This is a genomic window from Streptomyces sp. NPDC021224 (assembly GCF_044332905.1).
Taxonomy (GTDB): Bacteria; Actinomycetota; Actinomycetes; order Streptomycetales; family Streptomycetaceae; genus Actinacidiphila.
Genome location: NZ_JBIRPW010000004.1, coordinates 253832 through 266245 on the forward strand (window position 1 = coordinate 253832; position 12414 = coordinate 266245).

Annotated in this window: 7 protein-coding genes; 1 reads left to right on the forward strand and 6 read right to left on the reverse strand. The window is 70.7% G+C overall.

The features are described 5' to 3' along the window. Nucleotides 1-43: 43 nt before the first annotated feature. Nucleotides 44-1558 carry an MFS transporter gene (locus ACH4PY_RS12810; RefSeq protein WP_398179990.1) on the forward strand — a complete coding sequence of 505 codons (1515 nt, stop codon included), beginning with the start codon at nt 44-46 and terminating at the stop codon, nt 1556-1558. Between the two features lie 69 nt (nt 1559-1627). Here ACH4PY_RS12810 and ACH4PY_RS12815 read toward each other — a convergent pair whose 3' ends face one another. From ACH4PY_RS12815 to ACH4PY_RS12840, 6 genes are all read right to left on the reverse strand, one after another. Continuing rightward, nucleotides 1628-2125 (reverse strand): MarR family transcriptional regulator, encoded by a 498-nt coding sequence (locus ACH4PY_RS12815; RefSeq protein WP_398179993.1) that lies wholly within the window; start codon nt 2123-2125, stop codon nt 1628-1630. 29 nt (nt 2126-2154) lie between these two features. Beyond that, nucleotides 2155-3864 (reverse strand): MFS transporter, encoded by a 1710-nt coding sequence (locus ACH4PY_RS12820; RefSeq protein WP_398179996.1) that lies wholly within the window; start codon nt 3862-3864, stop codon nt 2155-2157. Between the two features lie 147 nt (nt 3865-4011). Next, the gene (locus tag ACH4PY_RS12825; protein WP_398179999.1) at nt 4012-4527 is read right to left on the reverse strand and encodes a DinB family protein; all 516 of its coding nucleotides are present in this window, start codon (nt 4525-4527) and stop codon (nt 4012-4014) included. Between the two features lie 252 nt (nt 4528-4779). Continuing rightward, nucleotides 4780-6249 carry an RICIN domain-containing protein gene (locus ACH4PY_RS12830; RefSeq protein WP_398180002.1) on the reverse strand — a complete coding sequence of 490 codons (1470 nt, stop codon included), beginning with the start codon at nt 6247-6249 and terminating at the stop codon, nt 4780-4782. A 229-nt stretch (nt 6250-6478) separates the two neighbouring features. Continuing rightward, on the reverse strand, nt 6479-10777 hold the full coding sequence (locus ACH4PY_RS12835; RefSeq protein ID WP_398180005.1) for a discoidin domain-containing protein: 4299 nt from the start codon (nt 10775-10777) through the stop codon (nt 6479-6481). 361 nt (nt 10778-11138) lie between these two features. Continuing rightward, nucleotides 11139-12377: an FUSC family protein gene (locus ACH4PY_RS12840; RefSeq protein ID WP_398180832.1), complete on the reverse strand. Its 1239-nt coding sequence runs from the start codon at nt 12375-12377 to the stop codon at nt 11139-11141. Nucleotides 12378-12414 lie beyond the last annotated feature (37 nt).

Genomic DNA, 12414 nt, shown 5'->3' on the forward strand with positions numbered 1-12414 from the left:
TTGTTACCCGGCCATGTGGCACCCCAGCACCTAATCTGGCGTCATGGACCAGGATCAGAACGGGGTGGGCGTCCCGCTGTCGTCGGCGACCGGGCGGTGGGTGCTGGCGTGCTCGGTGCTGGGCTCGGGGATGGCGCTGCTGGACGGCACCATCGTCAACATCGCGCTGCCGCGGATCGGCGAGGACCTGGACGCCCCGCTGTCGGCGCTGCAGTGGACGGTCAACGGCTACATGCTCACCCTCGCCGGGCTGATCCTGCTCGGCGGGGGGCTCGGCGACCGCTACGGGCGGCGGCGGGTCTTCGTCACCGGGGTGGTGTGGTTCGCGCTGGCCTCCGCGCTGTGCGGGATCGCCCCGGACGACGGGGTGCTCATCGCGGCGCGGGCGCTCCAGGGCGTGGGCGGGGCGCTGCTGACGCCGGGTTCGCTGGCGCTCGTGCAGTCGACCTTCCGGGAGGACGACCGGGCCAAGGCGGTCGGCGCGTGGTCGGGCCTGGGCGGCGTGGCGGGCGCGGTCGGGCCCTTCCTGGGCGGCTGGCTGGTGGACGGGCCCGGCTGGCGGTGGATCTTCCTGGTCAACCTGCCGATCGCCGCGGTGGTGGTGGCGATCGCGGTGCGCCATGTGCCCGAGAGCCGGGACCGCAACGCCTCGGGCAGCTTCGACGTGCGGGGCGCGGCGCTGGCCGCGCTGTGCCTGGCGGGTGTCACGTACGCGCTGATCGCCGCGTCCGGCCACCCGTCGTGGACGACGGTGGTGGTGCCCGCGCTCGTCGGCGTGGCGTGCGGGGTGGCCTTCCTGCGCACCGAGCGCCGGGTGAAGAACCCGATGCTGCCGCTGTCCGTCTTCTCCTCACGGCTGTTCACGTCGATGAACGTGGTGACGCTGTGCCTGTACGCGGCGATCGGCGGCGTCTTCTTCATCCTGCCCGTGCAGTTGCAGATCGCCGCCGGGTACAGCGCGCTGCACGCGGGACTTGCGACGCTCCCGGTCACCGTGCTGATGCTGCTGCTGTCGGCCCCGGCGGGCGGGCTCGCCCAGCGCATCGGGCCGCGGCTGCCGCTCACCGTGGGGCCGCTGGTGACCGCGGCCGGGCTGCTGCTGCTCATCCGGCTGGGGCCGGGCTCGTCGTCGTACCTGCTGGACGTGCTGCCCGCGGTGGTGGTGCAGGGGCTGGGGATGAGCATGTTCGTGGCGCCGCTGACGGCCACCGTGCTGGCCTCGGTGGACGTCGACCACGCAGGCATCGCCAGCGGCGTCAACAACGCGGCCGCCCGGGTGGCGCAGCTGCTGATCGTGGCGGCGCTGCCGCTCGCGGTGGGGCTGTCGAACCAGGCGTACCGCTCGCCGCACAAGGTGAACGACGCCTTCGGCAGGGCGATGCTGATCTGCGCCGGGCTGTGCGGGCTGTCCGCGCTGCTGGCCTTCACGCTGGTGCCGCGGCAGGCGCTGGGCAAGGAGGGCGCGGAGCCGGCCCCCCAGCCGGAGTGCCGGTCCAACTGCGGCTTCTCCGCCCCGCCGCTGGAGCCGGGCGGACCGGGCCGCAAGGCGGCGGGCTGACGGGGCGTACGGAAGCGGCCCGGCGGGCGTACGGGCGGGCGGCGTACGGGGAGCGGCCCGGCGGGGGCGTCAGGCCCGCGTCTGCTGCGCCGCGGTGTCCGCGGGCCGCTCGTCCGGCTGCGGGTCGGTGAGCAGCTGCTCCAGCGCGGGCAGGGCGGCCAGCAGCGCGTCGAGCTGGTCGGCGTCCAGCCGGGCCATCCGGCGGGCCAGCAGCTCCGAGCGGGTGCGGCGGATCCGGCTGAGCACCTGTGCGCCCTCGGGCGTGATGCTGACCAGCCAGGAGCGGCCGTCGGAGGGGTCGGGCTGCTTGACGACGAGCCCGGCGCCGAGCAGCGGGGCGACGGTACGGGTCAGCGAGGGGGCGGCGACCTGCTCGTGCGCGGCCAGCTCGCCGATCCGCAGGGGGCCGTGCTGCTGGGTCCTGGCGAGCGCGGAGAGCTGGGCGTAGGTGAGGTTGAGGTCGTCGCCGGAGGCCTGGGCGAGCTGCCGGTAGAGCCGGGCGATGACGAGCCGCAGCCGGGCGACGGCCGCGGAGGAGGGCGCCCCGCGCCCGTCGGTCTCGGTCATGGCGGGGGCGCCTCCTGGTCGTACCGCGGTCAGCTGTCCTGGGCGGTGCGCCGGCTGCGGATGAGCGACGCGCCCGCCGCGACCAAGGACATCACGATCGCGAGGGAGAACACCACGACCAGGCCGTCGTGGAAGGGCCCGGAGATGAGGTGCGGGAAGAACTCCCGCCCGGTGAGGGTGTGCGCGTTGGCGGCGGGCAGCTTGCCGAGCAGGTCGGGGCCGAGCAGTTGCTGGATCGGGTTGTAGCCGAGGAAGGCCGCGAAGAGCGTGCCGACCGGGGGCAGGTTGGCGACGTCGTGCGCGTTGGAGGCGGGCACGCCCTGCGCCATCAGTCCGGTGCTGAGAGTGTGCGGCAGCGAGCGGGCGAGCCCGGCGACCATCAGCGAGAAGAACACGCCGATGGAGAGCACCATGCCGGCGTTCTGGAAGGTGGCCCGCATACCGGAGGCCGCGCCTCTGGACTCCGCCGGCACGCTGGCCATGATGATCGACGTGTTCGGTGCGGCGAACAGGCCGCCGCCCAGGCCGTTGAGGAAGACCACGAGGGCGAAGAGCCAGTAGCTGAAGTCCGTCGGGATGAGCAGCAGCCCGGCGAAGGAGCCGGCCATCACGACGAAGCCGGCGGCGGCGAACAGCCGGGCGCCGTAGCGGTCGGACAGCGCGCCCGCGATGGGTCCGGCGGCGAGGAAACCGACGGTGAGCGGCAGCAGGTAGATGCCGGCCCACAGCGGGGTGTCGTCGTAGTTGTAGCCGTGCAGCGGCAGCCAGATGCCCTGGAGCCAGATGATGAGCATGAACTGCAGGCCGCCGCGCGCGATGGAGCCGAGCAGGGTGGCCGCGTTGCCGCCTGCGAAGGAGGCGTTCCGGAAGAGCTTCATCGGGAACATCGGCTCGGCGACCCGGTTCTCGATGACGCAGAAGGCGACGAGCGTCGCGGCGCCGCCGATGAGCCCGGCGAGCACCCACGGGTTGGTCCAGCCCATGGTGTGGCCGCCGTAGGGCTGGATGCCGTAGGTGATGCCGGCCAGCAGCGCGGTGAGGCCGACGGCGAAGGTGATGTTGCCCCACCAGTCCATCCTGGCCGGGCGGCGCACGCCGGTCTCGTGCAGCGAGCGGTAGGCCCACACGGTGCCGATGATGCCGATGGGCACGTTCACCCAGAAGATGGAGCGCCAGTTCCACTCGGCGAGCAGGCCGCCCAGGACCAGGCCGATGAAGGAGCCGGCGATACCGGCGACCATGTTGACGCCGAGCGCCATGCCGCGCTGCCGGGCCGGGAAGGCGTCGGTGATGATCGCGGCCGAGTTGGCCATCAGCATGGAGCCGCCGACCGCCTGGGCCACCCGCCACCCGATCAGCCACAGGGCTCCGCCGCCGCCGTGCATCGGGTCGACGGACAGGATTATCGAGGTGATGGTGAAGATCAGGAAGCCGGCGTTGTAGATCTTGACCCGGCCGAGGATGTCGCCGAGCCGTCCGAGCGTGACCACCAGGACGGCGGTGACGAGCATGTAGCCCATCAGCATCCAGAGCAGATAACTGACGTTGCCGGGCTGGAGCGGGTCGAGCCTGATGCCGTTGAAGATCGCGGGCAGCGAGATCAGCACGATCGAGGAGTTGATCGTGGCGATCAGCATGCCGAGGGTCGTGTTGGACAGTGCCACCCACTTGTACCGCGGGTGGTCGGAAGCGATCCGCGGGGTCCGCGGTATTCGCTTGGTCGCGTCTTGTGTCGCCATCAGGCCCTTCACACCCCGCCCGGGTCAGTGGGTTCAAGTTATTTAACTTAGGTTAAGTAACTCTACCATCGGGACATGAACGGCTGCATCCTGCACGGAGGGCGCCCTCGCCCGTCTTGGAGTGCGCCCCGCCCGCCACCGCACGCCTCAGCCGCGCCGGCGCAGCAGGTGCCCGTGCAGGAACGCGGCCTGGCCGACGTGCTGGAGGTCGTCGTTGACGACGCTGACGAGCCGTACGCCGAGCGTCACCGGCGGGTTCCAGCGGCGGTCCACGACCCGGTCGAGGTCGGCGTCCGTCAGGGTGCCGAGGTAGGCGAGGCTGCGCTCGTGGACGGCGTCGTAGTAGCCGGTGAGCACGTCGGCGGAGGCGGGCCGCACCGCGGCGACGTCGTCGGCGCTGTGGCCGTAGCCGAGGTCGGCGGCGTCGAAGGGCAGCCCGAAGGTCTTGTCCCAGCCGTCCTCGGTCCACGCCTGCGGGCGGCCGGCGACGTCGGCGACGTGGTCGTCCTGGACCCGGGTCAGATGCCAGATCAGCCAGCCCACGGTGTTGGCGGCGGGGTCGACGCGGTGGGCCAGCTCGTCGGGGGTGAGGCCGTCGACGGCCTCGTGGACGGCGTCCTTGATCCGGTCGAAGGCGTCGGCCAGGAGTTCTGCGGTGTTCATCGGGGCTCCTCGCGGCTGCGGGGCGGTGCCGCGTGCGCGGGGCCTGAGGGCCTCACGGGGCGGCCTGATGATCCGATCTTCGCCGATGAACGCCGTGAGGGCGGGGATATCCGGGCGGGGATGTGACGGGGGCGGTGAGGTGACAGATGATGAGGAGGTGACGGGTGGTGAGGTGCCGGTCCGGACGACGGCCCCGGCGCCGGGCGGGTCCGCCGACCCGCCCGACGCCGGGCGTTCACCGCTGCCGTCCGGTCAGGAGGGCAGTGTCCACTGCTGGTTCGTGCTGCCGAAGCAGTCCCATATCTGGAGCCGGGTGCCGTTGGCGGAGCTGGGGCCGGTCGCGTCGAGGCAGCGGCCGGACTGCGGGTTGACCAGGGTGTTGCCCGAGCCCTTCTGCCACACCTGGGAGCCGGTGCCGTTGCAGTCCCACAGCTGGACCTTCGTGCCGTTGGCGGTGCCGGCCGAAGCGACGTCCATGCACTTGCCGAGCGCCCGCAGCGTACTTCCCCCAGAGCCTCCGTCCTGGGGGGACCCCCATGCCGCCGTCCAGTTCTGCGCCGTCGTGCCGTTGCAGTCGTAGAGCTGCACGGCCGTGCCGTTGGCGGTGCCGGCCGCCGCGACGTCGACGCACTTGTTGGCGTAGCCGGAGCGGACCGGGCCGGTGGCGCCGGAGGGCGGCGGGGTGGTGCCGCCGCCGGTGCCGGTGATCGCGTTGAAGATGCTGGAGAACTGCCAGGCCGACTGCGGGGTGCCGCTGCAGTTGTCCTGCGCGGAACCGCCGTTGGTGGCGCAGGCCTTGTCCCGGCCGAGCGACCAGAAGGTCAGCTCCTGGATGCCGTTGGCCTTGGCGAAGTTCTCCAGGTCCTGGGCGTCGGAGGTGCTGAAGATCTCGCTGGAGGTGTCGTTGACCCCGATCATCGGGGTGTTGCCCTCCATGGCCCACAGCTGGGCGGAGGACTTCGTCGTCCAGATCTGGCCGAGCTGGGTGTGCAGGCCCTGGGCGGCGCTGATGGCGGCGTTGCCCATGTCCATGGCCGACCCGTAATCCATCGTCATGATGTTGACGAGGCTGACGTTCAGGTTGTGGCTCTTGGCGTTGTTCAGCAGGCTGATCGAGTTGGACTCCAGGCCGCTGGGCGAGACCGGCAGCGTGTACTGCACGTCCAGGCGCTTGCCCTGGGCGGCGTACTGCTGCTGGAGGTCGGCGAGCGCGGCGTTGCGCCGGTCGTTGGCGGTGGTGTTGTTGAGGGTGCTGCCCTCGATGTCGAGGTCGATCCGGGTGAGGTTCAGCCCGTCGATCACCCGCTTGTACTGGGCCTCCAGCGCGGAGACCGACGTACAGGCGAGGGCTTCCTCGGTGCCCGACGCACCGCCGAAGGAGGCCATGACGTCGCCGCCGGCCGCCCGCAGGGTGTTGATCGCGGACGTCCAGCTCGCGTCGGTGATGGAGGTGTCGCCGTTGAAGGTGGCGTTGCAGCCGCCGCCGTCGATGACGAAGGCGAGCGTGAAGTACTTCAGGCCGGTGGCGTTGCGGACGGTCGTCAGGGCCGAGGGCGAGTTCCAGACCTCGGCGTAGGGGGCGGCGAACTGCGCGGGGAAGCCGGGGCCCGCGTTGGCCGCGGCCTGGGCGGTGCCGCCGGCGGCGAGCAGCAGGCCGGCGGCCAGCGCGGGGACTGCGGTGAGAGCGCCGAGCTGCTTGAGCCCGATGCGCGGTCTTTGCATGGGGGGAGGCCTTCCGTGGCGGACAGACCGCATCGTTCACATGGCGGAACGATGGACGCCGACCTGACTGTCGACGCATCGGTGACCGTAGGACTAGACCAATACCCCGTCAAGACCCCGCGTTCACCAACTGAATACGAAACCCCGCTGTTGACCGGCTGTCAGCAGGCATGGGCGGGTGCCCGTGTTCAGGATTCGAACACGGGCACCCGCGCTGGCCTGCGGAACCTCAGTTGGTGACGTTGATCGTGAAGGTGGTCGTGGTGTTCTGGATGTCCACGGCGTTGTCACTCTCGTGCAACCCGTTGATGGTCACCGACCCCACGGCCGGGCCCTGCCCGGGTTCCGGCTGCGGGTTGGCCCACAGACCGAAGCCGGACTTGGCGTCGAAGGCGTCACCGCTCTTGTGCGCCCCGGTCACCGACAGGTTGGTGATGACGGTGTCCTTGATGGGCTTGAGCGAGGTGCTGCCGTTCCACTTGGTCTGGAACATCACGCCCTGGTAGGTCGGGTCGGAGATGTCCACGTCGCTGATCCGCAGCCCCTGGAGGTCGAACTCCGCGGAGAAGATCCACAGCGCCGGGAAGGCCTGCTGGCCCCAGAAGTGGCCGCCGTCCCTGACCAGCGAGATGTTGGAGAAGTTACTCGTCGGCGAGGCCTCGAAGCCGAGGGCCGGGATGCCGCCGAACTGGAGCGAGCCGATCGTGATGCCCGGGTAGGTCAGGCTGTCGGCGATGTAGAGGTTGCTGAAGGTGTTGCCACCGCCGCCGTAGACCGCCAGGCCCGCGGCCCGCCAGACCGTCTGCACGCTCAGGTTGCTGAAGGTGTTGCCGGTCTCCTGCTCGCTGTGGTTGTCGATGGCCGGGAAGAGCGCGAAGCTGTCGTCACCGGTCGAGCGGGCCTCGGTGTTGGTCACCGTGTTGCCGGTCGAGCCGTTGGTGAGGTTCACACCGTCGGCGAAGGTGTCGCGGATCCGCAGGTTGCTGATCGTGGAGTTGTCGACGTTCGTCGCCCACACACCGCAGATCGTGTGCTCGATCCACAGGTTGTCGATCGTCAGGTTCGCGACACCGGTCAGGTCGAAGACCTTGCCGGGGCCGTCGATCCGGCTGGTGTAGTTGCCGAAGAACCCGAAGCCGGAGAAGCTCGATCCGCCCGAGCCGGACTGGAGCGAGAAGCCGCCGTCGGTGTTCTCCTGGGTCTGCGGCGTGTAGAACCTGGTGAACCAGGGGCCCGCGCCGATGACCTTGACCGCCCGCCCGTAGACGGTGAACTTGTTGGCCGTGGAGTAGTCGCCGGCGGGCAGGTAGACACCGAGCTTGGTGGTGTCCTGCCGCGCGGTGTCCAGCGCGTTCTGCACGTCCTGCTGGGTGAAGCCGGCCGGCACGACGTACTTCGTCGGGTCCGGGTTGGCGACCGGGGTGGCCTGCTCCAGGTTGATGTAGTCGATGTTGTAGTACGAGGCCGTGTTGGCCGCGTCCTTCTCCAGCCGGATCTTGTGACCGGCCGCCACCGTGGTGCCGAGCAGCACGTTGGCCTCGTCGTAGATGTGCCGCGGGGCGCCGGAGCCGGCGGAGTTGCCCGGGCTCGCCTCGTCGCCGTACAGCCACGCGAACTTCGAGGTCAGCGAGATCGTCTTGAGGAAGGTGCCGTCCACGTAGACGTTGAGCGTCGTGGAGTCGGTGCCGTCGGGGATGTTGAAGCGGGTGACCAGGGTGTTGGTCGGGTTCCTGGTCGTCCACTCGACGTACTGGCCGTTGCCCGCCAGGTGCACCGCCTTGCGGCCGGAGGCCTCGCCCGCCGGGTCGCCGATGGTGCGGTTCGGCCCGAGCACGCTCGCGCCGCCGCCGGTGACGCCGTCCTCGGCCTCGTAGACGTCGTACGGCATGTTCGCGCCACGGCCCACGAAGAGCGACTGGGTGCTGGTGTTGTTGGCCTGCTTGACGGCCAGCTCGTTGGCGTCGGTGGCGATCACCGTCTTGACGGTGTACTTGCCGTTGGCCGCCGTCCAGCTGCCCAGGCTCACCGGGCTGGTGGTGGCGCCGGGGGCGATCGCACCGCTGTAGGAGCCGGTGAGGGTCTTCACCACGGCGCCGGAGGCGGCGTCCGCGATGGTCAGGGTGACGCCGTGGGCGCCGGAGGCGGCGGCGACGGTGCCCTGGTTCTTGATGGCGACCGAGAAGTTGACGTTGTTGCCCGCCGACGGGTTGCCCGGCGACCAGGCCACCGGGGAGGCGAGCAGGTCGGAGGTGTCGACCGGCTTGACCACCAGGGCGGTCGGGCTGGTGTAGGAGTTGTTGGTGTCGTTCTGCTCGACGACCGTGTTCGCCTCGTCCACCTTCGCCGTCAGCTGGTAGCTGCCGGCGTCCTTGGCGCCGATCGACGCGGACACCGTGGTGCTCGCACCCGCGGCCAGCGCACCCACGTTGGCGGTGCCGACCTTGACGGTGCCGAGGTAGAAGTTGACGTTGCTGGCCGGGGAGGCGTTGGTGCCGATGTTCTTGACCGTCGCGTTGAGCGTGATCGGGTCGGTCTCCACCGGGGCGGCGGGCGACGCGGTCAGGGCGCTCACGGTGAGGTCGGGGTTCGGGCCGGGGGTGCCGATGACCTGGAACTCGGCCGCCTGGCCGCCGCCCGCGCCGGAGTTGCTGCTGAAGACCAGCCGTACGTCCGCGACCCGGGCGGTCACCGGGATGGTGACGGTGTTGCCGCCGCTGGACGGGCTGAAGGAGTAGCTCTTGGGCGCGACGAGCTGGGTGAAGCCGCTCGCGCTCTGCTCACGGCCCTGGACCTCGATGGTCTGGGTGCGCGGGCCCCACGCGGAGCTGGGGTTGAGCTTGACCACGACCGAGCTGGTGTCCACGTTGGCGCCGAGCTGCACGGTGAGCGAGCTGGTGCCGGTGCCCTCCCAGTAGGTGTTCACGTCGTCGTCGTTCGCGTTCGCGGCGACGAAGTTCTGCACCGTGGAGGTCGCGGTGATCGGCTTGCCGACCGCCTGGTTGGTGCCGCCGGTGGGCGGGGTGGTGCCGGTACGGGTCACCGTGTTGCTGTTGCCCGACTCGTTGCCGGCCGCGTCGATCGCCCGCACGAAGTACGTGACGGTCGCGGTGTCCGGCTGGCTGTCGGTGTAGGTGAGGGTGCTGCCGCCGGTGGTGGCGATCTTGGTGCCGCCCGCGAAGACCTCGTAGCCGGTGACGGCGGTGTTGTCGCTCGCGGCGTTCCAGGTCAGCTTGATCTGGCCGGACGCGGGCTGGGTGTAGGCCAGGCCGGTGGGGGCGCTCGGGGCCTGGGTGTCGCCGGAGGTGCCGGTGCGCGTGACGGTGTTGCTGGCCGCCGACTGGTTGCCGGCCGCGTCGCGGGCCTTCACGTAGTAGGCGACGGTGGCGGTGTCGGGCTGGCTGTCGGTGTACGTCAGCACGTTGCCGGCGACCGAGGTGCGCAGCTGGCCGTTGGCGTAGACGTCGTACGCGGTCACGCCGGTGTCGTCGGTCGCGGCGTTCCAGGTCAGCTTGACCTGGCCGGACGCGGGCTGGGTGTACGCCAGGCCGGACGGCGCGCTCGGCGCCTGGGTGTCGCCGGTGGCGGGGCCGTAGACCTCGAACTCCGAGATCTGGCCGGCCGGCCAGCCGGTGTTGCCGGTGATGTTCAGCCGGACGTAGCGGGTGGTGGCGGTGTTGAAGGTGATCGTCACCGTGTTGCCGCTCGACGGGTCGAACGTGTAGCCCTTGGACGCGGCGAGGTCGGAGAAGGTGTTGCCGTCCTGGCTGCCCTGGACGGCGAGCGTCTCGGTGCGGCTCGCCCACGCGGTGGCCGGCGGCAGCTTGAGCACCACGGTGTTGACCGGCACGGCCGAGCCGAGGTCGACGCGCAGCCACTGCGGGAAGGCGTTGTTGGTGCTCTCCCAGTAGGTGTTCGCGTTGCCGTCGACGGCGTTGCCCGAGCCGTACACGTCGGCGTGGCCGGACTCGGCGGTGGGCTTGTTCGCCGCGAGGTTGGCTCCCACCGCGGCGGCGGCGACCGTCATCTCGGACAGCTGCGCGGAGTCGGCGGCGGAGTTGGCGGAGACCTCGGCGCGCACGTACCGCGCCTTGGTGGCCGGGAAGTCGATGGTGACCGTGTTGTTCTTGTCGGGCGTGAACGTGTACGACTTGGACCCGACGATCGTGGAGAACAGCGTGCCGTCGTCGCTGGCCTGCAGCGACAGGGTCTGGGTGCGGGCCTTCCAGGAGGCGGGCACCTTCAGCTGCACCGTGTCGACCAGGCGCCCGGCGCCCAGGTTGACCTGCGCCCACTGCGGCGCCGCGGCGCTGACCGCACCGCTCTGCCAGTAGGTGCTCTGGTCGCCGTCGTCGATCCGGTCGGCGGTGTTCTTGCCGCTGGTGCTGCTGGCCGCCGCGGCCTTGCCGGAGGCCAGGTCGGGGGCTGCCGCGGCCGCCACGGCCGGCAGCGCTGTGGTGCCGCCGAGCAGCAGCAGACTGCCGGAGACCACCCCCGCCATCAGCCGTGGTATCGAGCGCTTCGTTCTCATGACGTCCCTCTGTGGTGTGTGGGGGATCAGGGGGTTGGGAGGAGAACCGGGAGAAGAGCAGCCGAGAGGAGTCCAGACGATCTATTCGAAACGTGCGGGATGAACATCTGAAGTTGCGCTCATCTCATGCGTATCCATCGCCGTTCTGCTCATTATTTGCGTACGTGTTGGCAGAGTGTTACAGACGCGCTACGGCGGCGTCTACGCCCCGGACGGCAACGATTCGCTTGCGGACGGCGGGAGTTGGATCGCGCGCCCGCGCGGGGACGACGCGGGGACGGCGGGGCGGGGACGGCCCGGTGACGGGAAGCGCTTGCCCGTACCGCCGGGGAGGCCCGGTCAGGAAGCGGGCGCGGACCGGCTACTTGAAGATCTTGCGCACGTCCGGTGCGTGCCGGTAGATGCCCGTGGCGGCCAGCCGGCGCTTGACCATGGCGATCCGCGGGTGCCGGTCGCTCGGCTCGCCGCCGATCCGGTCCAGCTCCTCCACCAGCCGCTCGGAGCGCTTCTCCAGCCCCAGCTCGTCCAGGATCCGGTCCACCTCGGCGAGCAGCGCACCGTACAGCTGCCACTGCCGGGGGTGCTCCTGGACGCCGGCCAGCAGCAGCCGGGCGATGGTGTCGCGGCTCTCGGTGCTGTCGGAGAGCGCTTGCGCGAGGCGGTCCTCGGCCGCCTGGGCATTGGCGGTGACCTGGCTGGTGATCAGCACCGCGAAGCTCTCGATGGCGTGCGCGATGTGGTCCATGAGCTGCTCCAGCTCGTCGGACACCTCGTCGGGGAAGAGATGCTCGGTGGTGCGGTGCTTGGCCAGATCCGTGAGGGTGCGGGAGAGCACGCGGAGCACGACCGCGCAGATCTCCAGGGTGTCGAGCCCGGTGCGCAGCACGATCCGGGACAGCGCGCCCTCGCGGACCCGGGGGTTCCACCGCAGGCTGTCCTCGGCCTGCCGCAGCGAGGCGTCCACCTCGGCGATGTCGTGGTCCAGCTGCCGCGCCTCGTGCAGCCGGGCGGCGGCCCGCTCGACCGGCAGGTGTCCGGCGACCTGGCCGCCGATGTCGCGGAAGAGGGCGCCCATCCGGCGGGCCATCGACTCGATGGACTCCCCCGCCGACTGCACCCACACCGGCGGCGCGAGCGCGTTGAACAGCAGTCCGACCACCGCGCCGATGAGCGTCTCGAAGACGCGGTCCCAGGCGGTGTTGGCGACCCGGGTCACCCCGAGTACCAGCATCGCCGAGATCGCCACCTCGATCTCGAAGTCGCCGGCCCGCACGAACCTGCCGATCAGCAGCGAGGTCACGATGATCAGGCCCAGGCTCCACCAGGTGAGCCCCACCAGCGCGCTGAAGCCGACGGCGACGAGCACCCCGGCCACGACGGCGTTGACGCGGCTGATCCCGGTGGTGAGCGTCGAGTACAGCGTCACCTGGACGACCAGCAGCGCGGTGAGCGGCGCGGTCAGCGGCGCCGGGTTGGGCAGCAGCCACACGGCCACCACGTAGGCGATGACGGCGGCCGCGGCGGACCGCAGGATCTGCACCGCCGCGGGCTCCGCCGTCCACCGGACGAGCTTGACGACGGGCTCGGGCACATCGGGCATCGCGGGCATCTGCGGCCTCCCCCGTTCCTGTCGGTCT

Coding starts and splice junctions, on each gene's coding strand:
- ACH4PY_RS12835 (WP_398180005.1), bottom strand. CDS start 10,777: ATGAGAACGAAGCGCTCGATACCACGGCTGATGGCGGGGGTGGTCTCC.
- ACH4PY_RS12810 (WP_398179990.1), top strand. CDS start 44: ATGGACCAGGATCAGAACGGGGTGGGCGTCCCGCTGTCGTCGGCGACC.
- ACH4PY_RS12815 (WP_398179993.1), bottom strand. CDS start 2,125: ATGACCGAGACCGACGGGCGCGGGGCGCCCTCCTCCGCGGCCGTCGCC.
- ACH4PY_RS12840 (WP_398180832.1), bottom strand. CDS start 12,377: ATGCCCGATGTGCCCGAGCCCGTCGTCAAGCTCGTCCGGTGGACGGCG.
- ACH4PY_RS12820 (WP_398179996.1), bottom strand. CDS start 3,864: ATGGCGACACAAGACGCGACCAAGCGAATACCGCGGACCCCGCGGATC.
- ACH4PY_RS12830 (WP_398180002.1), bottom strand. CDS start 6,249: ATGCAAAGACCGCGCATCGGGCTCAAGCAGCTCGGCGCTCTCACCGCA.
- ACH4PY_RS12825 (WP_398179999.1), bottom strand. CDS start 4,527: ATGAACACCGCAGAACTCCTGGCCGACGCCTTCGACCGGATCAAGGAC.